This window comes from Foliimonas ilicis (assembly GCF_039939195.1).
GTDB lineage: Bacteria > Pseudomonadota > Alphaproteobacteria > Rhizobiales > Rhizobiaceae > Foliimonas > Foliimonas ilicis.
Map to the genome: position 1 here is coordinate 748,177 of NZ_JBDUUH010000001.1, position 26,094 is coordinate 774,270.

Annotated in this window: 30 protein-coding genes; 18 read left to right on the forward strand and 12 right to left on the reverse strand. The window is 56.6% G+C overall.

The features are described from left to right. Positions 1-14: 14 nt before the first annotated feature. Positions 15-512: a Csu type fimbrial protein gene (locus ABFT80_RS03705; RefSeq protein ID WP_347970489.1), complete on the reverse strand. Its 498-nt coding sequence runs from the start codon at positions 510-512 to the stop codon at positions 15-17. 445 nt (positions 513-957) lie between these two features. Here ABFT80_RS03705 and ABFT80_RS03710 point away from each other — a divergent pair, with 445 nt between their 5' ends. Continuing rightward, the gene (locus tag ABFT80_RS03710; protein WP_347970490.1) at positions 958-1,305 is read left to right on the forward strand and encodes a hypothetical protein; all 348 of its coding nucleotides are present in this window, start codon (positions 958-960) and stop codon (positions 1,303-1,305) included. 42 nt (positions 1,306-1,347) lie between these two features. On the opposite strand, the gene ABFT80_RS03715 is transcribed toward ABFT80_RS03710, so the two are convergent. Continuing rightward, the gene (locus tag ABFT80_RS03715) at positions 1,348-1,602 is read right to left on the reverse strand and encodes a hypothetical protein (protein WP_347970491.1); all 255 of its coding nucleotides are present in this window, start codon (positions 1,600-1,602) and stop codon (positions 1,348-1,350) included. 216 nt (positions 1,603-1,818) lie between these two features. Here ABFT80_RS03715 and ABFT80_RS03720 point away from each other — a divergent pair, with 216 nt between their 5' ends. The 6 genes from ABFT80_RS03720 to phoB all read left to right on the forward strand — a co-directional run bounded on the left by ABFT80_RS03720 (position 1,819) and on the right by phoB (position 8,017). Next, a complete protein-coding gene (locus ABFT80_RS03720) occupies positions 1,819-2,856 on the forward strand; it encodes a PstS family phosphate ABC transporter substrate-binding protein (RefSeq protein WP_347970492.1) in 1,038 nt (345 codons plus the stop codon). Positions 2,857-2,947: 91 nt separating this feature from the next. Next, positions 2,948-4,417 carry a phosphate ABC transporter permease subunit PstC gene (gene pstC, locus ABFT80_RS03725; protein ID WP_347970493.1) on the forward strand — a complete coding sequence of 490 codons (1,470 nt, stop codon included), beginning with the start codon at positions 2,948-2,950 and terminating at the stop codon, positions 4,415-4,417. Then, positions 4,414-5,736, forward strand: a complete 1,323-nt coding sequence (pstA, locus tag ABFT80_RS03730) for a phosphate ABC transporter permease PstA (protein ID WP_347970494.1) — start codon at positions 4,414-4,416, stop codon at positions 5,734-5,736. Before pstC ends, pstA begins: the two co-directional genes overlap by 4 nt. 11 nt (positions 5,737-5,747) lie before the next feature. Beyond that, entirely contained in the window at positions 5,748-6,572 is an 825-nt protein-coding gene (gene pstB / locus ABFT80_RS03735) for a phosphate ABC transporter ATP-binding protein PstB (protein WP_347970495.1), read from the forward strand. A gap of 23 nt (positions 6,573-6,595) precedes the next feature. Beyond that, on the forward strand, positions 6,596-7,303 hold the full coding sequence (phoU, locus tag ABFT80_RS03740) for a phosphate signaling complex protein PhoU (RefSeq protein ID WP_347970496.1): 708 nt from the start codon (positions 6,596-6,598) through the stop codon (positions 7,301-7,303). A gap of 18 nt (positions 7,304-7,321) precedes the next feature. Then, positions 7,322-8,017 (forward strand): phosphate regulon transcriptional regulator PhoB, encoded by a 696-nt coding sequence (gene phoB / locus ABFT80_RS03745; RefSeq protein WP_347970497.1) that lies wholly within the window; start codon positions 7,322-7,324, stop codon positions 8,015-8,017. 141 nt (positions 8,018-8,158) lie between these two features. Here the strand turns inward: phoB and ABFT80_RS03750 are convergent, their stop codons facing one another. Continuing rightward, on the reverse strand, positions 8,159-9,379 hold the full coding sequence (locus ABFT80_RS03750) for an ROK family protein (RefSeq protein WP_347970498.1): 1,221 nt from the start codon (positions 9,377-9,379) through the stop codon (positions 8,159-8,161). 179 nt (positions 9,380-9,558) lie between these two features. Here ABFT80_RS03750 and xylF point away from each other — a divergent pair, with 179 nt between their 5' ends. The 4 genes from xylF to ABFT80_RS03770 all read left to right on the forward strand — a co-directional run bounded on the left by xylF (position 9,559) and on the right by ABFT80_RS03770 (position 14,623). Beyond that, a complete protein-coding gene (gene xylF / locus ABFT80_RS03755) occupies positions 9,559-10,602 on the forward strand; it encodes a D-xylose ABC transporter substrate-binding protein (RefSeq protein WP_347970499.1) in 1,044 nt (347 codons plus the stop codon). Positions 10,603-10,790: 188 nt separating this feature from the next. Further along, the gene (locus ABFT80_RS03760) at positions 10,791-12,110 is read left to right on the forward strand and encodes a sugar ABC transporter permease (protein ID WP_347970500.1); all 1,320 of its coding nucleotides are present in this window, start codon (positions 10,791-10,793) and stop codon (positions 12,108-12,110) included. Between the two features lie 15 nt (positions 12,111-12,125). After that, positions 12,126-12,914: an ATP-binding cassette domain-containing protein gene (locus ABFT80_RS03765; RefSeq protein WP_347970501.1), complete on the forward strand. Its 789-nt coding sequence runs from the start codon at positions 12,126-12,128 to the stop codon at positions 12,912-12,914. A gap of 104 nt (positions 12,915-13,018) precedes the next feature. Next, a complete protein-coding gene (locus ABFT80_RS03770; RefSeq protein ID WP_347970502.1) occupies positions 13,019-14,623 on the forward strand; it encodes a CHASE domain-containing protein in 1,605 nt (534 codons plus the stop codon). Positions 14,624-14,673: 50 nt separating this feature from the next. On the opposite strand, the gene ABFT80_RS03775 is transcribed toward ABFT80_RS03770, so the two are convergent. The 5 genes from ABFT80_RS03775 to ABFT80_RS03795 all read right to left on the reverse strand — a co-directional run bounded on the left by ABFT80_RS03775 (position 14,674) and on the right by ABFT80_RS03795 (position 17,688). Further along, positions 14,674-14,937, reverse strand: a complete 264-nt coding sequence (locus tag ABFT80_RS03775; RefSeq protein WP_347970503.1) for a hypothetical protein — start codon at positions 14,935-14,937, stop codon at positions 14,674-14,676. 49 nt (positions 14,938-14,986) lie between these two features. After that, positions 14,987-15,307, reverse strand: coding sequence for a hypothetical protein (locus ABFT80_RS03780; protein WP_347970504.1), 321 nt, complete (start codon positions 15,305-15,307; stop codon positions 14,987-14,989). Positions 15,308-15,405: 98 nt separating this feature from the next. Continuing rightward, positions 15,406-16,533, reverse strand: coding sequence for a sensor histidine kinase (locus tag ABFT80_RS03785; protein ID WP_347970505.1), 1,128 nt, complete (start codon positions 16,531-16,533; stop codon positions 15,406-15,408). A gap of 80 nt (positions 16,534-16,613) precedes the next feature. Then, entirely contained in the window at positions 16,614-16,781 is a 168-nt protein-coding gene (locus ABFT80_RS03790; RefSeq protein WP_347970506.1) for a DUF1328 domain-containing protein, read from the reverse strand. Between the two features lie 112 nt (positions 16,782-16,893). Next, positions 16,894-17,688 carry a response regulator gene (locus tag ABFT80_RS03795; RefSeq protein WP_347970507.1) on the reverse strand — a complete coding sequence of 265 codons (795 nt, stop codon included), beginning with the start codon at positions 17,686-17,688 and terminating at the stop codon, positions 16,894-16,896. Positions 17,689-17,903: 215 nt separating this feature from the next. On the opposite strand from ABFT80_RS03795, the gene ABFT80_RS03800 reads away from it, so the two are divergent. Continuing rightward, positions 17,904-18,089 carry a NepR family anti-sigma factor gene (locus ABFT80_RS03800; protein WP_455189866.1) on the forward strand — a complete coding sequence of 62 codons (186 nt, stop codon included), beginning with the start codon at positions 17,904-17,906 and terminating at the stop codon, positions 18,087-18,089. A 6-nt stretch (positions 18,090-18,095) separates the two neighbouring features. Next, the gene (locus ABFT80_RS03805) at positions 18,096-18,644 is read left to right on the forward strand and encodes an RNA polymerase sigma factor (RefSeq protein ID WP_347970509.1); all 549 of its coding nucleotides are present in this window, start codon (positions 18,096-18,098) and stop codon (positions 18,642-18,644) included. Here the strand turns inward: ABFT80_RS03805 and ABFT80_RS03810 are convergent. Beyond that, positions 18,630-19,016, reverse strand: a complete 387-nt coding sequence (locus ABFT80_RS03810) for a response regulator (protein WP_347970510.1) — start codon at positions 19,014-19,016, stop codon at positions 18,630-18,632. The two genes, ABFT80_RS03805 and ABFT80_RS03810, sit on opposite strands and share 15 nt — an antisense overlap. 126 nt (positions 19,017-19,142) lie before the next feature. On the opposite strand from ABFT80_RS03810, the gene ABFT80_RS03815 reads away from it, so the two are divergent. Then, positions 19,143-19,898 carry a Crp/Fnr family transcriptional regulator gene (locus ABFT80_RS03815; protein ID WP_347970511.1) on the forward strand — a complete coding sequence of 252 codons (756 nt, stop codon included), beginning with the start codon at positions 19,143-19,145 and terminating at the stop codon, positions 19,896-19,898. Here the strand turns inward: ABFT80_RS03815 and ABFT80_RS03820 are convergent. Further along, on the reverse strand, positions 19,893-20,993 hold the full coding sequence (locus ABFT80_RS03820; RefSeq protein WP_347970512.1) for an AI-2E family transporter: 1,101 nt from the start codon (positions 20,991-20,993) through the stop codon (positions 19,893-19,895). The genes ABFT80_RS03815 and ABFT80_RS03820 overlap by 6 nt on opposite strands. Before the next feature lie 117 nt (positions 20,994-21,110). On the opposite strand from ABFT80_RS03820, the gene ABFT80_RS03825 reads away from it, so the two are divergent. Then, positions 21,111-21,434, forward strand: coding sequence for a DUF883 family protein (locus ABFT80_RS03825; protein ID WP_347970513.1), 324 nt, complete (start codon positions 21,111-21,113; stop codon positions 21,432-21,434). Positions 21,435-21,453: 19 nt separating this feature from the next. Further along, the gene (locus tag ABFT80_RS03830) at positions 21,454-21,903 is read left to right on the forward strand and encodes a hypothetical protein (protein ID WP_347970514.1); all 450 of its coding nucleotides are present in this window, start codon (positions 21,454-21,456) and stop codon (positions 21,901-21,903) included. 50 nt (positions 21,904-21,953) lie between these two features. On the opposite strand, the gene ABFT80_RS03835 is transcribed toward ABFT80_RS03830, so the two are convergent. Beyond that, entirely contained in the window at positions 21,954-23,495 is a 1,542-nt protein-coding gene (locus ABFT80_RS03835; RefSeq protein WP_347970515.1) for a sensor histidine kinase, read from the reverse strand. A 124-nt stretch (positions 23,496-23,619) separates the two neighbouring features. On the opposite strand from ABFT80_RS03835, the gene ABFT80_RS03840 reads away from it, so the two are divergent. After that, positions 23,620-23,790 carry a hypothetical protein gene (locus ABFT80_RS03840; RefSeq protein WP_347970516.1) on the forward strand — a complete coding sequence of 57 codons (171 nt, stop codon included), beginning with the start codon at positions 23,620-23,622 and terminating at the stop codon, positions 23,788-23,790. Positions 23,791-23,793: 3 nt separating this feature from the next. Here the strand turns inward: ABFT80_RS03840 and ABFT80_RS03845 are convergent, their stop codons facing one another. Next, positions 23,794-24,693 (reverse strand): diacylglycerol/lipid kinase family protein, encoded by a 900-nt coding sequence (locus ABFT80_RS03845; RefSeq protein ID WP_347970517.1) that lies wholly within the window; start codon positions 24,691-24,693, stop codon positions 23,794-23,796. Positions 24,694-25,009: 316 nt separating this feature from the next. On the opposite strand from ABFT80_RS03845, the gene ABFT80_RS03850 reads away from it, so the two are divergent. Next, positions 25,010-25,945 carry a PRC-barrel domain-containing protein gene (locus ABFT80_RS03850; RefSeq protein WP_347970518.1) on the forward strand — a complete coding sequence of 312 codons (936 nt, stop codon included), beginning with the start codon at positions 25,010-25,012 and terminating at the stop codon, positions 25,943-25,945. Positions 25,946-26,094 lie beyond the last annotated feature (149 nt).

The window sequence follows — 26,094 nt, forward strand, 5'->3', positions numbered from 1 at the left end:
GGTTTTCTCCTTTTTTAGTAGGTCAAAGTGACGGTGATGATATCGTTATACGTGCCGGGTGTAGGTGTGTCCTGCGTCGGTACCTGACCGTAGACCGTGTAAACCTGCTCGGTGCCCGTACCTGTGCCTGCGACGGTATCGACCGTGACCGTGTTGCCCCAAACGGTCGAGCGGGCAGGGTCTGTATAAAGGGAATAATCAACCGTTTCGGCGCCGGGACCGGTCATTTGGCGTGTTGCAACGGTGGCCGCAGCGCCCTGGCCTGCATCCAGGCCGAGATCGTAATCCGTGCCGTTGGTGCATTGGACTGCAATGTCGCTGGTCGCGTCCACGGCGGCGTCGATCACGCCTGTTGCCGGAAAGGTCAAATCCCCTGCTGAATTGATCAAGCATTCGGCGTTGATTGTGATCTGTACATTGAATTGTGTCGTCGCTGTCTGCGAATACGCTGTGCCCGAGAGTACAAACAATAACGGAAGCGCTGCGACATAAGTCAGGTTTGATGGTTTCATTACATCCTCCAGCTTACGGCTGGAAGTTGAGCGCGAATTGCCCAGATCACCAACCGGTAATCCCCAAAGCCCCCACACTAACCATAGCTGATTCTATTTCTAAGTCATTAATATTTGAAAATTCAATTTAGATGGAAATTCCAGAATATAAAACTATTGTTTTTTATCATCAATAATCATTATTAATGCAGTAGATTTTTTAGTTTTTTACCGGAGTGAATTGCCGAATTTTTGGATTGTAGAAAATTGTACAATTCATGATTGCAAATCATATTCAAAAAATGCTGCGGGAATTCAGGGTGTTCATGTCGATAGACGAACTATACCGTAGGTAGAGCTTGTATGTTTTCGAAAAAAATCAGGGGTTGCGAAGGCCGATCCATCTGTCAGGTCCGTTCGAACTTTCGCCACTTACTCCGTGCATAGCTGCGCCATGCATATGATCATGCCTGTGGCATTCTTTACCTACATCGCTGTTTTTGTTGCCGGTTGCGCCACGCCGCCGGGGGCGATTGCTGCCAAGCCGGTGACCGACAACCGGTTTGCGGAACTCGATTGTTCGCTGCTCATATCCGAGCGGGACAAGAAGGTGACAATACTTGCGCTGCTTTCCGACGCGCAGTCGGAGCGCTACCGTGCCGACGCAATCAGCGTCGCGTTCACGGGCATGACGCAGAGCATGATAAATTCACCGAAGGAGCGCGAGGGCAAAATCTCCGAGTTGAAAGGCGAGGTCGACGCGCTGAACATGCAGGTGTTGCAGAAGCAATGTTCCATCGGCCTCGGTCAATAGATTGCCGTGCGTCCCGAAAACTGGTGACTTTTTGTCCGATGCCTAGGCGTCTTCCTCGGTTTCGTCATCCTTGCCGGATGACCATGAATGCGGCTCGATCTTCTTTTGGGTGCTGCTGTCGGTAAAGGTCCACCAGCCGGCATCCGCCTCGTCCCATTCACTGCCAGCGGCCTTCAGCTTTTCAAGCGAGCGATAGCGTGCGATGGACTCGTTTTCCTGCCCGTCAAAATCGGTCCAGTAGACCTGAACGCGGGAACCGTCCTTGGGCGCAGTCGCAATAGGTTGTTTAGAAGCCATTTTTTTCCAAGCCCGTGTTTCGATCGACAATATCCGAAAATGTAAGCCACAGGACGGGTTTGGCAATGCGCCTGATGAAAGACTTCCGGTATGGCGTTCCGAAGTTACTGAGCCGACATGAAACTGTCATGAGACTGTAATAAACCGGCGATATGGGCTTACGCGTCGCTGAAAAAACGGCGTCGAGTTACCAAATCCGAACAGGAGCAGGCTCCCATGAACAAATTCCTCCTAACCGTGTCGGCTGCAGCGCTGACGCTCGCCGGCTCGGCGGGCTTTGCCGCCGCCCGCGACCAGATTCAGGTTGCCGGTTCTTCGACCGTGCTTCCTTATGCAAAGATCGTTGCCGAGAATTTCGGCGAGTCCTTCGGCAACTTCAAAACCCCGATCATCGAATCCGGCGGCTCTTCGGGCGGCCTCAAGGAATTCTGCTCGGGCGTTGGTGAAAACACCATCGACATTGCGAACTCCTCGCGTCCGATCAAGGAATCCGAAGTCAAGGCTTGCGCCGACAATGGCGTGACTGAAATCCAGGAAGTCCAGATCGGTTATGACGGCATCGTCTTCGCAACCGACATTGCCGGCCCGGATTGGAAACTGGTTCCCGAAGACCTCTACAAGGCGCTGGCCGCACAGGTCGTCGTTGACGGCAAGCTTGTGAACAACACCGTTACCAAGTGGAACGAAGTAAACCCGAACCTTCCCGATTGGGACATCGCCGCCTACATTCCGGGTGAAAAGCACGGCACACGTGAAGTTTTCGAAGAAAAGCTTCTTGCCGTCGGCTGCGAAGCTTCGGGCGCACTCGAAGCGATCAAGGCTTCCGGCGCTGACGACAAGGCTGCTCACGCTGCCTGCGTCGCAGTCCGCAAGGACGGCAAGGCTGTCGACATCGACGGCGACTACACGGAAACGCTTGCCCGCATCAATTCGAACAAGACCGGCGTCGGCGTCTTCGGCCTGGCCTTCTACGAAAACAACGCAGACAAGCTGAAGGTCGCAACCGTGAGCGACGTTGAGCCTTCGGTAGAGACGATCGCCGCAGGCGAATATCCTGTGTCGCGCCCGCTGTACTTCTACGTAAAGAAGGCACATGTCGGCGTCATCCCCGGCCTCAAGGAATATGTCGAGTTCTTCCTGTCCGACGAAATGGTCGGCCCTGAGAGCCCGCTTGCCGAATACGGCCTGGTTGCTGCTCCCGATGCCGAGCGTGACGCTCAGCGCGAGGCTTTCGAAGCCGGCAAAACCATGTAATTGAAAGTCGAGGGGCGCGGCCTGGCCGCGCCCCTCTTCTTCAAATCTGTTCCGCGGTGATATTTAGCCGCCTTCAGGGCAATCGATATTCATGAGCGTCTTCTCTGTCGTACTGATCATTCTGGCCATCGGTATCGTCGGCTTTCTTCTGGGGCGGCAGCGCGCCGTTTCGCAGCAATCCGCTGGTGGCGAGAAGCCGCATTCGAGGCCCGGCTACCACGGCGCATTCGTTCTGGTTCTCGCCGTTCTGCCCGCGCTCTTTCTTTTCGCGGCCTGGAAAATCGCCAGCCCGACGATCGTCGAAACTTCATTGAAGTCCGGATTGCCTGAGACCGTTCAATCCATGCCGGAAAGCAACCAGACGCTTGTCGTCGGGATGATCAAGAGCATCGGTGGCGGGCTTAGGCGTTTGAACAACACCGAACTGGCCGAGGCCGATCAGGGCTTTGAGCAGTTGCGCAGCGTTCTCGGCTCCAAGGGTGTCGCGATTGCCGCCAATGGCGAGGATTATATGATCCCCGCCGCCAAGGAATATAACGCGATGACCGATGGGTCGGCGCGGTATGCGGCGATCATTGCAATTCTGCTTTCTGCGGCTGGTGCCGTCTACGGCCTTTCCCGCATCGCTTTGCGGGCACGCGCGCGCAACAATGTCGAGCGTGTCATATTGTGGGCTTTGCTTGCGGCATCGACCATCGCGATCCTGACCACGGTTGGCATCGTGCTTTCGATGCTTTTCCAGACGATTTCTTTCTTCAATTCCGTATCGCCGATGACCTTCTTCTTCGGAACGGTGTGGGATCCGCGTTTTGCAGCAGCCGGTTCGGGCGGCGCGGCGGGACAGTTCGGCCTCATTCCGCTTCTCGCAGGCACGCTCTATATCGCGCTTGTGGCGATGCTGTTTGCCGTGCCGATCGGCCTTTTCGCAGCAATCTACATGGCCGAATACGCTTCGCGACGAGTACGCGGTATCGTCAAGCCGGTGCTTGAACTTCTGGCCGGTATCCCGACCATCGTCTACGGTTTCTTCGCGCTGGTTACGGTCGGTCCGTTCCTGCGTGATCTGAGCGCAGCACTTTATGGCGGGCAACCCTTCATCCTCGCGCAGAGCGTGCTGACGGCGGGCCTTGTCATGGGCATCATGCTGATCCCGTTCGTGTCTTCGCTGTCGGACGACATCATCACCGCGGTTCCGCGCGCCATGAATGACGGCTCGCTGGGTCTTGGTGCAACGCGCTCCGAAACGATGAAGCGGGTTATCCTTCCGGCAGCACTTCCGGGTATTGTCGGCGCACTCCTTCTGACCGGATCGCGCGCTATCGGTGAAACGATGATCGTGGTGCTTGCGGCGGGTGTCGCCGCCAATCTCAGCATCAATCCCGGCGACGCGATGACCACCATCACGGTCAAGATCGTCAACCAGTTGACGGGCGACCTCGAATTCACCTCGCCGCAGACGCTCGTCGCCTTCGCGCTCGGCATCACGCTTTTCGTCATCACACTCGCGATGAACATCTTCGCACTCTACATCGTCCGCAAATACCGGGAGCAGTACGAATGACCGACCTCACCACCCAAGACGTCGGCACCACGGCTGCCCGTCCGCGGCGGGATATCGGGATCAAGAAGCGCTACGCTGCAGAGCGCCGCTTCAAGATCTACGGCATCGTCGCAATCGCGCTCGGCATCTTTTTCCTGCTGGCGCTGCTCTATACCGTCGTGCGCGATGGTCACACGGCTTTCTGGCAGACGTCGATCAGCCTTCCGATCACCTTTAATGCGGAAACGATCGATCCGAAGAACGAACGTGCGACCGATCCGTCCGTGCTGCAGATGGCGAATTATTCAACTTTGGCCCGCGATGCGCTTGCGACCAAGCTTGGCGTCAATCTCGATGGCGCAAGCCGCGCGGAGTCGCGTCTGCTCGGCGGCATGATCTCGCAAGGGGTTCGCACGCAGCTTCGCGACATGGTGGTCGAAGACCCGTCCATCATAAGTACGACGCAGAATGTCTGGGTGCTGGCCAATGCCGACGTCGATTCCGCCCATAAGGGGCAGATCGATCTGCGCGTCGACGAAGCGCGCCGCAAGGTCAAGGACCAGCAGGTGACCTGGATGAACCAGCTTACCTCTGACGGTTCGATGGTAGAGAAGTTCAATACGGGTATCTTCACCTTCGGCGCATCGAGCCGCCCGGAAACGTCCGGCATGGGTGTTGCGATCATCGGTTCGCTCTACATGATGGCTATCGTGCTGGTGCTGGCGCTGCCGATCGGCGTTGCCGCTTCCATCTATCTGGAAGAATTCGCGCCGAAGAACCGCTTCACCGATCTGATCGAAGTGAACATCAACAATCTCGCGGCCGTGCCTTCCATCGTCTTCGGTCTTTTGGGATTGGCGGTCTTCATAAATTTTGCCGGGCTACCGCGATCCGCGTCCATCGTCGGCGGTCTGGTGCTGACGCTTATGACGCTGCCGACGATTATCATCGCGACGCGCTCCGCTCTCAAGGCCGTGCCGCCGTCGATCCGTGCTGCCGCACTTGGCGTCGGTGCATCGAAAATGCAGATGGTGTTTCATCACGTTCTGCCTTTGGCCGCACCTGGTATCCTGACCGGCACGATCATCGGCCTTGCACAGGCGCTCGGCGAAACCGCGCCGCTGCTGTTGATCGGCATGGTGGCCTTCGTTGCCAACTTCCCATCAACGCCATTCGATCCGGCGACAGCGCTTCCGGTGCAGATATTCATGTGGGCCAATGAGGCCGAGCGCGCCTTCGTGGAGCGCACCTCGGGAGCCATCATCATCCTGCTGCTTTTCCTCGCGGCAATGAACATCACTGCAATCATACTTCGCCGCCGTTTCGAACGGCGCTGGTAGGAGCACGGATTATGAACATAATGACCGAACAAGCAGTAGAAGAAGCAGTTCTGGGTAAGCGAATGACAGAGACGAACGAACAACTGAAAATGAAGGGCGAAAAGGTTCGCGTCTTCTATGGTCAAAAACAGGCTCTGTTCGATGTCGATCTGAACGTGCGCGAAAAGCAGGTTACGGCGCTTATCGGCCCGTCCGGCTGCGGCAAGTCCACCTTCCTGCGCTGCCTCAACCGCATGAACGACACGATCGAAAGCTGCCGCGTCGAAGGCAAGATCACGCTGGACGGCGAGGACATCTACACGCAGAAGATCGACGTCGTCGAACTGCGCGCCCGTGTCGGCATGGTGTTCCAGAAGCCTAATCCGTTTCCTAAGTCGATCTATGAGAATGTCGCTTACGGACCGCGCATTCACGGTCTGGCCAAGAACAAAACCGAGATGGACAAGATCGTTGAAAGCAGCCTGCAGAAGGCCGGTCTGTTCAACGAGGTGAAGGATCGGCTTCAGGAACCAGGTACTGGGCTTTCGGGCGGCCAGCAGCAGCGCCTTTGCATTGCGCGCGCAATTGCCGTTTCACCGGAAGTGATCCTGATGGACGAGCCGTGCTCGGCGCTCGACCCGATTGCGACTGCGCGCGTCGAGGAGTTGATCGACGAACTTCGCCAGAACTACACGATCGTCATCGTCACGCACTCCATGCAGCAGGCAGCCCGCGTTTCGCAGCGCACGGCGATGTTCCATCTCGGCTATCTGGTCGAGGAGGGTGCGACCGAAAAGATGTTCACCAACCCGGACGACAAGCGCACGCAGGATTACATCACCGGCCGCTTCGGCTGACGGTTGGGATACGAGGACAGATCATGGGCGAACATACCGTCACCTCCTTTGACGAAGAACTTGAGCAGATCGACCGCCTTATTCGTGAAATGGGCGACAATGCCGGTTCGATGGTCGCGGACGCCATTCGTGCGCTGCTTTCATCGGATTCCGCACTCGGCCAGCGCGTCGTTTCCGAAGATGCGATCATGGATGCGAAACAGCGCGAACTCGATGACCGTGCGATAACGCTTATCGCCAAGCGCCAGCCAATGGCGCAGGATCTTCGCGCTGTCGTCGGCGCGATCCGCATGGCCGGCGATCTGGAGCGCATCGGCGATCTCGCGAAGAACATCGCAAAGCGCGTCAGCGCGGTCGGCCAGACGGCGGCGCCGAAGAGCCTGTCGCACAGCATCGATTCCATGGCCGCGCTGGTTCTGGATCAGGTGAAGCTGGTCATCGACAAATATGTCGCGCGCGAACCGGATGCATTGCGCACGCTTCGCGCCGAAGACGAGAAGATTGACGTCAAATACACGGCGATCTTCCGCGAATTGCTGACCTATATGATGGAAGATCCGCGCAACATAACGGCGTGCACGCATCTTCTGTTCTGCGCGAAGAACCTCGAGCGCATCGGCGACCATGTGACCAACATTGCCGAAAATGCTTATTTCGTGATGACGGGCGAGCAATTGCCACCGAACAGACCTAAACTCGATGAAACCACGATGACGGTTCTTGCCGAGTAGAATGACGGGTGAAATGCGATGATCGCACCAAAAGTCATGGTGGTTGAAGACGAAGAACCCCTTGGCGTTCTTCTTCGCTACAATCTCGAATCCGAAGGCTATCAGGTCGAGGTCGTCGCGCGCGGCGACGAGGCCGAGATCAGGCTGCAGGAAAACGTTCCCGATCTGCTGGTGCTCGACTGGATGATCCCGGCGATTTCGGGCATCGAGCTTTGCCGCAGGCTGCGCATGCGTCCTGAAACGCAAAGGTTGCCGATCATTATGCTGACGGCGCGCGGCGAAGAAAGCGACCGGGTGAGGGGGCTTGCGACGGGCGCCGACGATTATCTCGTCAAGCCGTTCTCGACGCCTGAATTCATGGCACGCGTGAAGGCGCTTCTGCGCCGGGCAAAGCCGGAAGTGCTTTCGAGCATTCTCAAGGTCGGCGACATCATGCTCGACCGCGAAGCGCATCGCGTCTATCGCAAGAAAAGCGAGATCAAGCTCGGGCCGACGGAATTCCGGCTGCTGGAATTCATGATGCGGCATCCGGGCCGCGTGTTCTCGCGCAGCCAGTTGCTCGACAATGTCTGGGGCGAAACGATTTACATCGACGAAAGAACGGTCGATGTGCATGTCGGTCGTCTGCGCAAGGCGGTGAACACAGGCCGTATGCCGGACGTTATCCGCACGATACGCGGCGCGGGTTACGCGATCCAGGAAGACCAGCTTTAAGAGCCCTTTTGCAAATTCTACCCTGCCGGACATCTAGCGCAGTTTTCTGCGCTTCCGGTGCTCACGTACCAAATGTACGCTCCGCTCCGGTTCTCGAAAACCACACTATATGCCTCGGCAGGGCGAATTATCAAAAGGGCTCTAGGTCTTCGTACCGTTGCCCGGCGCGAAGATCGCGCTGTCGATATGGGTCAGCGCATGCATGGCGCTGCCCTCGCGGATGAGCGAGAACTCGTCCGGGATCGCGGCGAAGCTGATTGCCTTGTTGTGCTGTCCGCCTGCGGTGTTGGCTATCGCGTCGCGTAGTGATGGTTCGATCAGATCGAAAGCCGCGGCCCCTATGCCGACAACGGCGACCGGGGCAGGGTCAATCAGCGCGAACATGCTTCCCAAACCATAGCCAATTGCCTCGCCTGCGGTATGAAACGCGTCGCGCACGCGGCCGGGATGATTCCGGGCGCTTTCTGCAAGTTCCAGCATGTCGGCGTCGTCTATGTCGACCAGTGGGGCTACATCTTCGGCCAAACCGTGGGCATTGCGCCAGATCGCATAATTTCCGGCATAGGCCTCGACGCAGCCGCGCCGTCCGCACCGGCAAAGCGCGCCATGCGGCAGATGGTTCATATGGCCGAATTCGGCGCCGGATGAATGCGTGCCGGTGAACAATTCACCTTTGAGCATCAGTCCCATGCCGATGCCGTGCGACAGCAGGATGGCGATGAAATCGTTCTTGTAGCGATCCGGATCGCGCCAACGCAGCGCCACTGTGATCATGTTGCAGTCGTTTTCGACGGTCGAGGGAATTCCGAACCGTTTTTCGAGCAGATCGGCCAGTTCCAGATCTGTGTGGCTGGTGATCGGCGACCAGAGCATCTTGCGCGAATGCGAATCAGTGATGCCCTGCACGGCGATCATCAGGCGCAGGATCTTACGTTGCGTATTGTTCTTTTTGACTAGACGCTCGACCATCGCGATACATGCCTCAATCAGCTCTTCCTGAGAGAGTTCGAGCGTCGGCAGCTTGCAGCTTTCTTCGGCGACCATGACCCCGGAATAGTCGATCAGAGCACCTACCAGATGATTGAGGGACAGGACGATCGTGACCGTGGCGGCGGCCTTCGGATTAAGACCCAATCCCACCTGAGGCCTTCCGCGCCTTGATTTTGCTGTTTCTGCCGAGGCCGTCTCCACAAGAATTCCCTCACCCATAAGGTCGGACGAGATGGCGGATATGGTGGAATGGCTGAGGCCCGTGGCGTTCGCTATGGAGGTTCGAGATGGCTGTCCCGAGCGGCGCACTTCAGCGATGACCATCGCCCTGTTCCGGCGTCGCAAATCATCATGTCTTATTCCAGCCGGCATGTGGCTTAACTCCTCCCGCACCCGTCGCGGGCCTCTTGTTCGTGAGGGCCCGTTTACGGCGTACAGGCGGATATTGACAGAAGTCACGGCTTGCGCCACTATTTATTTCGGAGCTCGAAAAAAAGCTGCTCTGACGCTTTATAATCGTAGTCGCGCTTTCCGGCGCTTGGGAGGAAATCATGAATAAGTTTACCACCGCCATTCTGGCGGGCGTTGCCATGTCGCTATCGCTTTCGGTCGCGGCACAGGCGAAAGACAAGATCATCGGCGTCTCCTGGTCCAATTTCCAGGAAGAGCGCTGGAAGACCGATGAAGCCGCCATCAAGGCAGCTCTCGAAGCTGCGGGCGACAAGTATATTTCGGCCGATGCGCAGTCGTCTGCCGCAAAGCAGCTCACCGATGTTGAAAGCCTGATCAGCCAGGGCGCAAACGCGCTCATCATCCTTGCGCAGGATTCCAGCGCAATCGGACCGGCTGTCGAAAAAGCCGTCGCCGAAGGCATTCCGGTCGTCGGCTATGACCGCCTGATCGAAAACAAGGACGCTTTCTACCTGACGTTCGACAACAAGGAAGTCGGCCGCATGCAGGCGCAGGGCGTGTTCGACGTGAAGCCGGAAGGCAATTATGTCTTCATCAAAGGCTCGGGTGCCGATCCGAACGCAGACTTCCTGTTTGCGGGCGCGATGGAAGTGCTGAAAGAAGCGATCGATTCCGGCAAGATCAAGAATGTCGGCGAAGCCTACACCGATGGCTGGCTGCCGGCTAACGCGCAGAAGAACATGGAGCAGTTCCTGACCGCAAACGACAACAAGGTCGATGCAGTCGTTGCGGCCAATGACGGTACCGCAGGCGGTGCAATTGCTGCACTCGACGCACAGGGCCTTGCCGGTTCCGTTCCGGTTTCCGGGCAGGATGCCGACCATGCTGCGCTGAACCGCATCGCGCTTGGCACGCAGACCGTGTCGATCTGGAAAGACTCGCGTGAGCTTGGAAAGACGGCTGCCGAAATCGCTTCGCAGCTTGCTGACGGAACTGAGATGGACAAGATTCCGAACGCAGTGAAGTTCGATGGCGGTCCGAACAAGGTCGAGATGACCTCGGTGTTCCTGAAGCCTGTTCCGATCACGAAGGACAATCTTGACGTCATCATCGACGCAGGCTGGGTCTCGAAGGACGTTGTCTGTCAGGGCGTTGCTGCCGGTTCGGTTCCGGCCTGCAAATAATTTGACCATTTAGCGAAACGCCGCGGCCAAGAAGCCGCGGCGTTTTTCTTGGGGTCTAGATCGGGCTGGTACGAAGCCTGATCATGGTTCAAACTATCGTATGACCTGTCCCGAAGTAGCCAAACATGGCGTTCGGTTCCGGTCCATGTTCACAGTAACGGAACAAGCCGTACTGTCGGGAGGACTTCATGAGTGAAGTGGCATCGAGCGGAATGCCGGACGGAGCAAGATCGTCCGAGCTTGGACCGGTCGCAAGGTTTCTGAAGGCGACGGAAATCGACACCCGCATGCTCGGCATGGTCGGCGCGCTGCTGGTCATCTGGATCAGCTTTCATTTTCTGTCGAACGGCCTGTTTCTCACGCCGCGAAACCTCTGGAATCTTTCCGTTCAGTCATCATCCATCACTGTCATGGCGACCGGCATGGTGTTGGTGATCGTTACGCGCAATATCGATCTTTCAGTCGGTTCGCTGCTTGGCTTTGCTGGTATGGTCATGGGTGTTACGCAAGCTGTCTGGCTCCCCAGAATGATGGGTTTCCCGCTGGGCGACCCTACAATCTGGATGATCGCGCTTGCCGCAGGTATCATCGTGGGCGTCACGATCGGAGCGTTTCAGGGCTTTCTGATTGCCTATCTCAGCATCCCTGCCTTCATTGTTACGCTTGGCGGACTTCTTGTCTGGCGCGGTGCGGCCTGGTGGGTCACAAGTGGCCAGACCGTCGCCCCGATGGATGCCACTTTCCGCCTGATGGGCGGCGGGCCGGATGGCTCTATAGGTGCGACCGCAAGTTGGATCGTCGGCCTTGTTGCATGTGCCGCAGTGGTTTTCATGCTGCTGTCAGGTCGCAAGCAGCGCAAGCGCTTCAAGTTTCCGCTTCGCCCCGTATGGGCTGAAACGTTCCTTGGCGTATTGACCTGCGGCGTCATTCTCGGTGCCGTGTGGGTCGCCAATTCCTATCCTTGGCCAGCAGGCACAGTCCGGCGTTATGCCGAAGCCAACAATATCACCATTCCCGAAGGCGGATTGTTCATCGCGCATGGCATCGCCATACCGGTTCTGATAGCGATCGCTGCGGGCATCATCATGACCTTCATCACGACCAGAACCCGCTTCGGACGCTATGTGTTCGCCATCGGCGGCAACCCGGAGGCGGCAGCGCTCGCTGGCATCAACACCCGCTGGGTAACGATGAAAATCTTCATGCTGATGGGCTTTCTCGCGGCAATCGGTGCGGCAATCTCGACATCGCGCCTCAATGCGGCAACCAACGCGCAAGGCACGCTGGACGAGCTTCTGGTCATCGCGGCAGCGGTTATCGGCGGCACGTCGCTTTCGGGCGGTGTCGGCACGGTTGCAGGCGCGATGCTGGGTGCGCTGCTGATGCAGTCTCTGCAATCGGGCATGGTCCTTCTCGGCGTCGATACGCCGCTTCAGAACATCGTGGTCGGCATAGTGTTGGTCGTGGCCGTATGGCTCGACACGCTTTATCGCCGTCGCACGCAGTAATCGGGGAGAAAAGCGATGGATCAAACGCAAACCCCTCTGATCGATATGAAGAATATATCGATCGCCTTCGGTGGCATTCGTGCCGTGGACGACGCCTCGATCGATCTTTTTCCGGGAGAAGTCGTGGCGCTGCTTGGCCACAATGGCGCGGGCAAGTCGACGCTTATCAAGATATTGTCCGGCGCCTATAAGCGCGATGCAGGCACGATCTTCGTAAATGGCGAGGAAGCTTCGATCAGCAATCCGCGCGATGCCAAGAAATACGGTATCGAAACCATCTACCAGACGCTTGCTTTGGCGGACAATGTGGATGCTGCAGCCAATCTGTTTCTCGGCCGTGAGCTGAAGACCAGCTGGGGCACGCTTGACGATGTTGCCATGGAAGCCGAAGCCCGCAAGGTCATGGGCAGGCTCAATCCGAGGTTCCAGCGCTTCAAGGATCCGGTCAGCAAGCTTTCGGGCGGTCAGCGTCAGTCAGTGGCGATTGCACGGGCTATTCTCTTCAATGCACGCATTCTGATCATGGATGAGCCTACGGCTGCTCTCGGTCCTCAGGAAACCGCGCAGGTTGGTGAACTGGTAAAGCAGCTCAAGCAGGACGGTATCGGTATCTTCCTCATCAGCCATGATATTCACGACGTGTTCGATCTTTCGGATCGGGTCTGCGTCATGAAAAACGGTCAGGTGGTCGGCACAGCAAAGACAAGTGATGTGACCCAGGATGAAGTGCTTGGCATGATCATTCTTGGCAAATGTCCTCCGGGCGCCATTCCGGGTCCGGGCGCGCTTGTCGTCAAAAGCTGAACGGACAGATTCTCCCGATTATTGGCAGCTACGCGAGTGCGTTTGCATTCGCGTAGCCAGACGCTAATAAGGAATATGGTGGGATCAAACCGGCAGTATTCGACTTGAAGAAGTTTTTTCCAGGCGTCGTGTTTTTTGCCGTGGCAATTGCCGCTGCCGCTGTTGCTCTGTTTGCATATTTTGCCGCGCAGGAAGCTGCGCGCATCAAATTTGATGCGACAGCCGACGAAGCGCTCAATCGCATTCAAAGCCGTGTCGATCTCCACATGTCGCTGCTGCGATCGACACAGGCGCTGTTCAAGGTAGAGCAGGGGACCGTCAATCCTTCCGAATTCAAATCCTTCTTCGACGCTCTGAACGTTTCGGACAATTTCGAAGGGTTACGTGGCATTGGCTTCGTGCGGCTGATCGAAAAGGGGCAAGAAGGCGCGGTTGAAAGCGAACTTGCGCAGCACGGTGATGGACAAAAGGAAGTCTACCCGGAGACGGATTTGACGTTGCGTGCGCCAATCGTCCTGTTCGAGCCGCGAGATCAAGATAACAGTTCCGGTATGGGCTACGATATGATGACCGACCCGATCCGGCGTCCGGCCATCGAGAGCGCCATTTCCACGGGTGAGCCGCGTGCGACAGGCCGCGTGATGCTCGGCGAAGCGACCGGCAGCAGCCAGACCTATCCCGGGTTTCTGATTTTCCTGACCGTGACACCGGAAGTTGAGCCAACCTCGACGACAGCAGGCGGGCTTCTTTACATCGTATTCCGCAGCGCTGATCTGTTTCATGCCACGCTCGGACGTGCGCCGTTGCTGCCGGTTCAGGTGGAAATATTCGATACCGCAGTTGGCGACCAGAATCTTCTGTACCGCTCTGCAGCGCCGCTTTCGGAGGCATATGGCGGAAGTCTGCTGGCAATGCGCGAGATCGTCGTTGCGGGGCGGCGCTGGAGCGTGATTTTCAGGCCGTCAGCGGAATTCGCCCCGCCATCCTCGCGTATCATGCCGTTTGCGCTGGGGCTGTTCGGCCTGCTTCTGGCGGGAGCGGTGGCACTGGTCGCGCGCTATCAGCAGCGCGCCTTCGAGGCCATATCGGCCCTTCACGAGACGACCGAGTCCAGCCTGGCCGAGAAAGATCTGATGCTTCAGGAAATGAAGCATCGCATCAAAAATTCGATTGCGCGGGTGCTGGCGATGTCGCGTCAGACGGCGGCGCATTCCAAGGATATGAATGAATTTGCGACGTCGTTCTCCGCGCGCCTTCAGGCCATGTCGAATTCGCAGGACATGCTGACACGATCATATGGGCAAAAGGCCGATATGGAAGAGCTGTTGCGGATGGAGCTAGGGCAGGTGTTCGGCGGCGAGCTTCCCGCCGACGCGATGGACGGCCCCAAAATTATGCTGAACGAGACGGCGACGCAGGCCATGGGGCTGACGTTTCACGAGCTTGCCACCAATGCCATCAAATATGGCCGTGCGAATAAAGAGGGCACCCTGCGGGTTAGCTGGCTCGTCAAAAACGAGGTCAAAAACAAAGTTCTTACGCTGCGATGGGAAGAGCTTGGTAGCGGAAAGATCAATCCGCCGGAGAAGACCGGCTTCGGTACCAAGCTTATCGATATGAATATCGTGCGCGAATTGAGGGGCACGATCGAACGCGCCTTTGGTGATGACGGAATCGTCATCACCATCACGATACCTCTGAACGAGTGAAATCACGCAGAGGCAAAGAGGCGTCTTTGGCGACGCCTCGTTTTTACGCCTCAATAATAGCCTGCAGGGCAGGCTGCGATGTAGATGCGGCCATTGCGGTCACGGAAGCGGCATTCGCCCTTGCGGGTCGCGGCACCAAGCAGAACGCCAGAAGCTGCACCAACCACGCCGCCGACCAGCGCGCCACCAACCTTACCAGTTGCCAGACCACCGATGGCTGCACCCGCTACGCCGCCAAGTGCCGCATCGTTTTCCGCCGTCGTACAACCGGCGAGCGCCACGACTGCTGCCATTGCAATGATAATTTTCTTCATGTCTCAACCCTCTGGATAGTCCACTGGCCGTGGAGTGTTGCCAAGTTTGTTACTGATTTGCAGTCTTGCGCGTGGCGTTCACATTGGAAGCCACTATCGCGTTCGGACGCTCGATCGATGCCTCGAGCTTGCCCTTGGGCGTTATATCCCAGACCAGCTCGGCATCCTCTTCTTCAAGTGCCGGGTCTACGACAACGCACGTTCCGAAGATTTTTTCGAATTTCCCATGATATGCGCGGATCATGTCACCGCTTTCGCGCTGACAATCTTCGGCTGCTTCATAGAGCGGCACGGGCGCTGGAAGCTCTTTGCATTCCTGCAACGAGTTTGAACATCCAACGATCAAAAGCACTGCTGCAATGTGTTCCATGATGAAACCCTTTCAACCATGAAACGCAGGTAGAAGCGCGAGAGTTCCACATGAAGGAATAAAGATGGTCCGAAAATAACGTTTTTTAAACTGTTGCTCTATTCGAGCTCGAAACTGCCACTGGGAATGAGCAGCCGATATTCGAGCCAGCCATCGTCCAGAGACAGGCTCGCCTCGCCGTTGAGCGAGGCAGGAACCACCTTTTCCAATGCGATACTGCCGAAGCGTTTCTCGGAAAGCGACGTCACGCCGCCGACCTGCTCACGCCAAAGAAGTTGAAGAGCCGGCTTTCCAGTTTCGCTCGGGACCAGACTTGAGGACACAGCCACGAAACCGCTCGGTTTTGACAGAGCTCCATAGGTTGCCGAATTGGCCGCGAGTTCATGAATCGCCAATCCTATATGCAGCGCGGCATTCGGATTGAGATAAGGCTTCTCGCCATCAAGCCGCAGATGCTTCTGGAGGTTGTCGCTGTATTTGCCGACTTGTCCTGCGACCAGCTCCCACAAATCCGCGCCGCGCCAATTGGATGACGTCACAAGATCCTGCGATGAGGCAAGCGACTGGATACGGCCGCGAAAACGGCTCAGGAATGTGTCGATGTTCCCGGAATGTCGTCCGGTCTGCGTTGCAATACTTTGAATGATGGCAAGCAGATTCTTGGAACGATGCGCGACTTCGCGAAGAAGTGTTTTCAACGTCTGTTCGCGGCGTCTTTCTTCGGTAACGTCTATAGCGGTGGTGACTATGCCTTGCAGCTCTCCAGCTGCATTTTTATCGGCGTCGATCCATATCTTGAACCATCGGATACCTTGCGGTGTGGTAACTGCCGCGTCGATCCGCTCGGCCTTGCCAGTGGAAAGGACGTTTCTACGAACAGCGGCAACTCGGCTCAACTGCTGGCCGCTTGCAGACAGCCGGCCCATCCCATCGGAAAGCACAGCGTTTTCCAGTTCGGGGAATATGTTTTGACCCCACACCGTATTTAGCTCGGTGTCCTGATAGAGAACGGAAATGCCGGTGTTTTTAAGAACGTGAAGGAGGCTGCGACCAAACTCCGGATTACCCTCGGCAACCTGACGATTGAGATCGGTATCTTGCTCGTTCTTCAAGCTCTTGTGTGTTCCGACCATAATCCAAATATTCCCCGTCAGCGTGAACGGGATTGTTCGGCAAGGGTTCCCAAAAAAGCGAACCTTAACAAGAGTCCGCCGGGCAAACTGCAATTAAGCAATTGTACCCGGCGGTTAGCTGGACGCCATCTGAGGGGGGACGGCCTCCAGTATATCATTGGCCCGTTCTTCGATTACGAAGCTCTGCGGAAAAGACCTGCAATGAGCGAGATGACGAGAAAGGCCAGAAATACGAAGAACAGAATCTGGGCGATGCCCGCAGAAGTGCCGGCAATGCCGCCGAACCCAAGCGCGCCTGCGATGATCGCGACGACGAGAAATACGAGAGCCCAGTAGAGCATTTCAGCCTCCTTGAATGTCTGCAATAGAACGCAAACTCTTAGCTTTGGTTCCTTGCAAAAGAAAAGGCCGCTTGTGAAAAGCGGCCTTTTTGAGCGGAAATATTTTTGAGTGTCAGGCTGCGGCCTTGGCCTGCCTGTCGAAGAACAGCGCCTGGCTGATAAGTGCCTTCACCATTTCCGGGTTGAACGGTTTCGTCACCAGGAACGCCGGCTCGGGCCGCTCTCCGGTCAAAAGGCGTTCAGGGAATGCCGTGATGAAAATGACGGGCACCGTCGATGATGCGAGAATTTCATTCACCGCGTCGATGCCTGAGCTGCCATCGGCAAGCTGGATGTCAGCGAGAACCATTTTCGGGTTCGTCTTTTTGAAGAGATCGGTTGCTTCCGCGTGGGTGCGGGCAGTGCCGACTACACGGTGGCCAAGGCTCTCGACCATTTCTTCGATATCCATCGCGATCAAAGGCTCGTCTTCGATGATAAGGATATCGGTCGCAACCTGCCTGGAAATCTCAGAACTTGCCTGCGAAACCAGTGTCTCGAATTCGGCTTCGCTCACATCCAGAATTTCGGCGGCTTCCGAATTCGTGAAGCCCTCGACTGCAATGAGCAGGAATGCCTGACGCGGACGCGGAGCCAGCGCTGCAAGGTTGGCGGAGGCACGCTGTTCCCATGCATTGATAGGTGTAACCTGAGGCACTTTCACTGCGACCGAGGTAAACAGCTTCGCGAATATCTTATAAAGAGCAATCCGTTCATTGGACGCTTCCGGGAAGATGCTGACATCGGCGATGATTGCTTCAAGCATTGCCGCCACGAGAGCATCGCCGCTCTGTTGGGAGCCCGAAACGGCACGCGAAAAGCGCCGTAGAAAGGGCAGGTGTGGGGCAATTGAAGCGGATAAACTCATAAGGACGTCTCCCTCGCATGACGTTTCGTCACGTACGCAATTTTATTGCAACGATGCACAAAATGCGCTGCTCATTAAAAAGTTCCGATTAGGATGGAACTTATTTGGAAAAACCGCGTTTGTCAGCAACTTCGGGTTTCTGCCGGTTTCGCACCGGTGGTCCCGATTGGGTTCGGGGCGGGTAATTTATAACAGGGCAAACCAACGGAATGACTATGAAAAAGCCAAACTCCGGCGACGCGTCTGCGCGCCAGACCGGTAATGCTCTGGGAGCGAATTCTGAAATTGGCCGCAAACTGAAGCAATATTACGACGAACTCGTATCCGATGATGTTCCGGATCGGTTTGCACAGCTTCTCAGCCAGCTTGAGCAAGCCGAACCTGCTCAGAATAAGGACTGAGTCGTGATGGCTGCAGTACAGGATTTCAAGAAAGACCTCCTTGGGACGATCCCAAGCCTGCGTGCGTTTGCTGTGTCTTTGACGCAGAATGCGGACAAGGCCGACGATCTCGTGCAGGAAACCCTCGTCAAGGCGTGGGACAAGCAGCAGAGCTTTCAGCTCGGCACGAATTTGAAAGCGTGGCTGTTCACTATCCTGCGCAATGAATTCTATTCGCAAATGCGCAAGCGCGGTCGCGAAATCCAGGACAGCGACGGTATCATGACCGAGCGGATGGCGGTACATCCAAGCCAGCCGGGCATGCTTGATCTGAACGATTTTCGTGCTGCTCTCGAGCAATTGCCCGAGGATCAGCGTGAAGCGATAATTCTGATTGGCGCTTCGGGGTTTTCTTATGAAGAAGCCGCCGAGATTTGCGATTGCGCGGTTGGTACGATCAAAAGCCGCGTCAGCAGGGCGAGAAGCCGACTGCAGGAGATTCTGAAAATCTCCGGTGAAGCTGATTATGGTCCGGATTCGATTTCGGCTCAGGTTATGGGATCAAGCGCTGCTTGATTCCTTGCTCCTGCCGGTGACAGTCGCCAGTGCCTGAACCAGATCGCTACCGGCATAAGGCTTCGAGATGATCAGCACGTCGGGGAAAGTCTGCTTGATTTCCGCGACATCCGAATAACCCGAAGCGAATATGAACGGCACATTTCGCTTTTTCAGATTCTCGGCGAAATCGAGGTTTGTGGCGCCGTCGACAAATATGTCGAGCACGGCGACGTCGAACGAGATTGTTTTGTCGAGTTCAACATCCGCAGAAGAACGCGCAATGGTGACTTCCCGTGCGCCGTTGTCGAGACAAAGCTGTTCGACATCCATGGCGATCAGAAATTCATCTTCGATAACCAGAACGCGCATATCCGACAATAAACGAGTCAAATTCGTAATCTCCAAATGTCGCTCGTCATGCACTTGCGCGACAAAGGCGTCATTTAAAAAAGACATATTGGCGAGGGTCGCCAAGCCCGATAAGGGTTCTATTGCTGGGTTTGCGAGGTAAGTGTGATGCAGCCGGGGCGCTCGCTGTCAGCGAGACGATATCCATGCGAGAAATGTCCGTTGCGTCCGCTCGAAACTTTTCGAGAGTTCGAAAAGGAAGAGCTCGAATTCATTACTACGTTCAAGCGTGGAGAATTGGCGGTCGACAAGGGAGCGACCGTGCTTCTGGAGGGTACAGCCAGCCCGCATCTCTATACGGTTCTGACCGGCTGGGGATTTCGCTACAAATTGCTCAGCGACGGCCGCCGGCAAATCCTGAACTATCTGATGCCGGGCGATCTGATCGGCCTTCAGGGAAGCATGGTTGGCGAGATGGAACACTCGGTGGAGGCACTGTCTCCCATGCTGCTATGCGTGTTCGAGCGCGAAAATCTCCCGAACCTCTATCGGAATTATCCGGGCCTTGCCTATGACATCACGTGGATCGCTTCGCGCGAAGAGCAGATGCTGGACGAAAACCTGCTGAGTCTGGGTCGGCGTAGTGCGCTTGAGCGCGCCGCATATCTGATCGCCTTCATCTACAGCAAGGCGAAATCCGTCGGTTTGAACGAAACGTCTCTGGTGCAGCTTCCGATTACCCAGCAGCATGTTGCCGATACGTTGGGCCTATCGCTGGTTCACACCAACAAGACCATTCGCAAACTGACTGACAAGAAGCTGCTACGCTGGCGCGAAGGCGGATGCGAGGTGCTTTCGCTGGATGGTTTGAAGAGCCTTGCAAGCTGGGATGGTCTCAAGAAGGTCAGGCGCCCTCTGTTATAGCGCACGACCATCGGCCTGCCAGTCTGCCACGGGGATGATGTTGCGGATGATCGCGTAAACGATCAGAAGGGCTGGCACGGCGATAAAGCCGCCGAGCGCGCCCCACAGCCATATCCAGAATGCCAGCGAGAGCAGGACCGTGAACGGATTGAGCGTCATTGTGCGCCCGATCACCATCGGCGTCACGAACTGCGCCTCGATGGTGTTTATGGCGAGATAGACCAGCACCGGGATCATGCTTCCGCCAAGCGAATCGAACTCGGTCAGCCCAATGGCGAAAAGGATGACGACCATCACGGCAGGGCCGATGAAGACCACGAAATTGGTCAGGATCGCGATCGCCCCCCATAGAGGTGCAGAGGGAATTCCGATCAGGTAAAGCGCGATGCCGACGGCAAGCCCTTCCAGAATGTTGATGATGGTGATGGAAAGCAGATATTTCGAAATCACATGCTCCACGTCGCGGAAGATGTGAGCGACGCGCCAGCGCAGCCGGCGGCTGAAACAAAGGGACAGGACCGTTGCACGCGTCTCGTGACGTGTCGCGACGAAAAAATACAGGCTGGCGAAGAAAAGCAGTATCTGGCCGATCAATGAAGGCGCGAGCATCGCGATGCTTTCGACGCCCATTCCTTCGTCCACCGAAACGGCCAGTCCGTCGCCGCCCGTGATCTCTCTGAGTTGGCCACGCATACCCTTGAGCGCCTCGAAAGGCCCTTTCAGATCGGCCAATTGCCGTTGAAGATCGACCCAGATCTGCGGCAGGCGCTCGATCCAGTAGGACAGGGGGGCCGCAACAGCCAAGGCAAACAGGCTGACGACGATTATGAAAAGCATCACCACGAGGAACGCCGACAGGCCGGGCCGAACCCCTTTATATTCCAGCTTCGTAGCGACGGGGCCGAGCATAAGCCCGATAACGATGCCGAGGAATATCGGAGCCAGAATATACTCGCCCATCTTCAAAGCGAATATGAAAGTGACCAGCCCAACAACGATAGTCGCAACCTGCGACATTCTCGAAAAGAATATTTCGAAGTTCGATTTTGGAGGCAGCCGAACGATAGGCGCCTTCTTGATTGTTCTGAGAGACATTCTTCATTTCCGGCTGGACTTGAAGTCCCAAACGCAATTTCATGGGGTTCGTTCCGATCTTTGGAACCGCGCTAGGGTCTGGGCGTTGTGACCCGAACCATGAAATGGAGTTTATCGATGGCTGCCTCGACAGGAAAACCAGATATGTCAAAGACCACTTCCGATCTCGAGGCCGATATTCGGCAGCTCAAGGCCGACCTTGAAATTCTGACCAAGCAGCTTGCCGCTACCGGTGAGCATTCGATTAGCGCTGCCAAACGTGCGGCTTCCGAAGGCGTTGATCAATTGCGCGTTCATGGGGAAGCAGCGATGGATGGATTGAAATCCAACGCGCGCGACGTCGAAGCACAGGTGATCGCAACGGTGCGCGAAAAGCCGGTTACGGCTTTGGCAATTGCGGCGGGCGCCGGCTATCTTTTCGCGCTTCTTTCGCGCCGCTGATCTTTGAGAGGCTGAGGGGATGTTAGCTTCGCTGATTGCGGGTTTCGCGTCTGGCGAGACCCTGAATGCGCTTAAACGGGCGCGCAGGGCTGCGGTTTTTTATCTGATCGCGGGGATATTCATTGCCGTCGGCATAATCTTTCTTCTCATTGCGGGCTTCATATGGACGGCGCATCGATACGGGTCGGTTAAAGCGGCGCTGTGGTTCGGTGCTGGCTTTGTAGTCGCTGCGATCATTACGCTGCTGATTCACAAGCTGACAGCGGAAACGCGCGCAAAGCGCATTGCCCGGAAGAGAAGCTCTGAATTCACGACGATGGCGGCGGCGTCCGCTTTGGCCGTGCTTCCTACGCTTATGCGTGGACGGGTTGGTCTTGGCGCACTGGCGCTTCCGGCTGCAGCCTTCGTGGCTTATGCCATCTATCGCGAAAACCGCCCGAAGCGCGGGCCGGGTTCGACCGACGACTGAAAAGCATTGGCCCGAGAAGAATCGCCATGCTCCGGCAGGGCGCATGGCGATTAATATTGGGGTTCGTCGGCCTCAAGCGGCATGGATATTTTTGCCCGCACCCCTTCCGGGTGAAACTCATGGACCACTTCGCTCGAAATCACTTTCGCCAGGCTGCGGCGGATGAGAATCGAGCCGAAGCCCTGTCGTGTGGGGTCTGAGACAGTAGGTCCGCCTTCTTCCCTCCAGTTGATCACGATGCGGCGCGCGCTGTGCAGGCCATGCACATTCCAGCTAAGTTTCACATGGCCTTCGGGCACGGATAAGGAGCCGTATTTCAGCGCGTTGCTGGCAAGTTCATGAAGAATGAGCCCGACGCCGAGAGCCTGATCGGGGGACAAAAGCACGTCAGGGCCGGAAATTGCGATGCGCGCATGCTTTGCGTCATCGAAAGGCTGAACCTCCTTGTTGACGAGTTCCGCAATTCTGATGCCGCGCCATTCATGGTCCGATAGAAGACCATGGGCCAGACCCAAGGCCTGAAGACGCGAACTGAACGCTTCCAGAAATTCATTCGGCTTGCTGGAATGGCGCACAGTCTGTGTAGCGAGCGCCTGCACGGTCGCCAGCGTGTTCTTGACGCGGTGATTGATCTCGCGGAGCAAAAGCCGTTGGCGTTCCTCGGCGGACTTCCGCTCGGTGATGTCGTAGTTCACCCCCATCAGCAAGGTCGGCTTTCCATCGGGGCTGCGCGCAAGAACACGGCCTCGTGTCGCCAGCCAACGGGGAGGGTCGATGCCGCGCACCCTGTACTCGCTGAAATAGTGGTCATTGCCAGCAAGGGTGCTTCTGAATAGGGCCTCGGCGTCTTTCCAGTCGCGGCGATCGATCGCCAGAAACATATCGCGCACACGCAGCGGCTTGTCGGACGGCAAATTGAAAAGTTCGGCAAAAGAGGCGTCGTATTCGATTTCGCCTGTGCGCGCGTCCCACGCCCAACTGGAAAGTGCCGCAGCCTCGACGGCTATGGCGCGGCGTTTTTCTTCCTTGTCGAGAGCCTCGCGGACCAGCACGCCAGCGCGTGCGCCATCCTTGAGTTCGAACAGGCTCGCGGCGAGGCCGGCAAGCATTTTCAGTTGTTCGAGTTCCTTGCTCGAAGGCTCATCGCGCTTGCGTTTGTCGATCACGCATAGGGTGCCGATCTTCTGGCCGAATACGATGATCGGCGCGCCCGCATAAAAGCGGATGCCCATCTCGCCCGTCACCAGCGCGTTGTCCGAGAAGCGCTGATCTGTGGCGGCATCCGGGACGATTGTCACATCATCCTCCGATGAAATCGCATGGGCGCAGAACGAAAGATTTATAGGCGTTTCCGTGTCGTCGAGGCCGTGGCGCGACTTGAACCATTGCCGCTCAAGATCGACCAGACTCACCAGCGAGATCGGCGTATCCATTATCGTTGCTGCAAGCTTTGTCAGCTTGTCGAAATCAGGATCGTTTTCGGTATCGAGCACGCCAAGCCGATGAAGCGTCAGCCGGCGTTCTGCATCGCTAACGGTCGATAGAACTGACTCCGGCAGGCTGGATTTTTTTCGGCGGTTTTCGGCGTTCAATCGTTTTCTCCTGCCTGTCTTTGTAGCTGCCGATCTCCGGCACGAAAAGACCAAACAGGCGTCTGGCCGGAACAATGCGCAATCGCACGCATTGAATTATCAGAAATCGAATGGAGACTAGGAATTGACCAAGATCGTAAAACCGGAAAAAGCACGCCAGGGGAAACGGGGTGGTCAGGTATTGGTCGTGCTCGTCGTGGCGCTTGCACTCGCGGCCATCGTCTGGATCGGCGTTGAAATGTACGGTCAGGATATCGAGCCTGCGAACAGCCAGCAGGTCGACACGGTCGATTGATAATCATGCTTGCTTGGGTACCAGCGCCTTCAGCGCGCGTGGGTGGATTTTCAGCGTCGTCTCTTCAGCCAGCTTTACGAGTTCGCCGTCCATGACGGCAGCTCGCTTGCCGCGAAAAGAAACTATTCTTACGGTCACTTCTTCGGCTTCCAAGACTTCGACATGCTCATTGTCGCGCCATTTGCCGCGCGCCAGATTGAAAGCCAGACGGATCATCTCGCCACGCTCCCTCGCCACCATCAGGTAGATGCCAAGCACCCCGCCATCAGGCACGTCCGCGTAGGGAAGATGGCCTTCGCCGAAGACATTGTTGGAAATACCGATGCCGGTCGTGCGTACCAATTGTTCTTTGCCATTGATGGTCAGCGCTACTTTCATCGAAGGCGGATTCATAATCGTCGACCATGCAGCCTTCGCCGAGGCGTGTATTTTTCCGAACCGTGAGCCGAATTCCATTCTGGAGCGAAGCTGAACCATCTTGGCGTGCATGCCGAAGGAAAATTGGTGGATGAAAGCTTCGTCATTTGCGGTCGCCATATCGACGGGCATGATGCGGCCGTCTGCGAATGCGGCGACGGCGGCTTCCAGCGTCTGAGGAATTTTAAGACTGCGCGCGAAGAGGTTCATCGTGCCTGCGGGTAGAATCGCCAGCGCCTTGTCCGTTCCCATCAGGCGTGCGGCAGCCGCGGAAATCGTCCCGTCGCCGCCGCCTGCCAAAACGACATCGGATTCGCTTGCAAGCGCGCTGTCGAGCGCATCGGCGATCTCGTCTCCCGACACTGCCTCAATGTCGATCTTGTGCCCGGCTTCCTCAAGCGTGTGGCGCATGAAATCCGAAAAGTTTTCTATATCGGTCGTGCGCAAAGTGCCGCCGTCCCGGTTGAGTACCGCAGAAAAATGCATTCCGTGCTCCAGTCGGTAGGCCGCCAAGCCCTTAAATATTATTTCTGCCGAGTTGTTCCAGACCGGGTGCGATTTTCGGCCGAAGGTCTCGATGGAGTTTTCGGGGGAGATGTCAGGTGCGTGGCACGTAACGGGAATAGTAGCGGAAGGTTCCACTCAAAGAGGTGCCGTTTAGTAAGGCGTTACTAACGGAAAAATTCGGAACTACATTCAAATGGTTACGTTGACCACTTGTGAGAGCCGCGTCCCCGTTTCCTTGCAACAGTTCACAGGAACGCGGCCATGCATAAAAGTTTACGCACAAGGAGAAGGTAACATGATCCGCAATCTTTTGGCTACGACCGCGATAGCAGCCCTTTTGACGACCGGCGCATATGCGCAGGAAGCGACCACACCGGCGCCGGCTGCTCCAGAAGCACCCGCTGCTGAAAGCGCTGCGCCCGATGTGATCAAGGCGGACGGCAATCTGGCCACCAACATCATCGGCGAGACCGTTTACAACGGTACGGGCGATGACGCCGAGAATATCGGTAACGTCAACGACATCATCATCGGCCCTGAAGGCAACATCGAATCCGTCGTTATCGGTGTGGGTGGCTTCCTGGGCATTGGACAGAAGAATGTCGCGCTCGACTATTCGGATGTCGATTGGGCAGAACGTGACGGCGACCGCTGGATCGTGATCCCGACGACCAAGGACGCGCTGCAGGCACAGCCTGAGTTCGATCGCCGTGCCTATGATCCGGCACCGGCAGCCGCAGCAGGTGATCCGGCAGCCCCGGCTGACGACACTATAGCTGATGCACCCGCAGCAACCCCGGCTGCTCCGGTGGCACCGGCTGAGGATAGTGCGGCGACTGAGGCACCTGCAACGCAGGGTGCTGACGATACGCAGACGGCCGCGATCGATCGTTCGACGCTGACCGAAATTCCGAGCGGCGAAGTTCGTTCGGACGATCTGGTGGGCACCACGGTCTACGGTGCTGACGATGCCAATGTCGGCAAGATCGGCGATGTCGTTCTGAGCTCGGACGGTCAGGTCGATTCCATCATCATGGATGTCGGCGGTTTCCTCGGCATAGGTGCCAAGGAAGTGGCTGTCGGAATGGATAATCTTGCATTCATGCAGGATACCGATGGCAACAAGTACCTCTACACGCAGTTCACCAAGGAGCAGCTTGAGGCACAGCCAGCCTATGATGAAGGCAGCTATGCGGAACAGCGCGAGCAGCAGCGTCTGCTTGCCGACTAAAAGTTTCGAAGCTTCTGAAAAGGGCCGCGTTCCGAAAGGAGCGCGGCCTCTTTTTTATGAACAAATCACATTTGATTGTTCACCAATAGTGAACGGTCCTTGCAGGTTTGGTGGTCTTCCGGAATGGGATCCGACTACGACATAGTAGG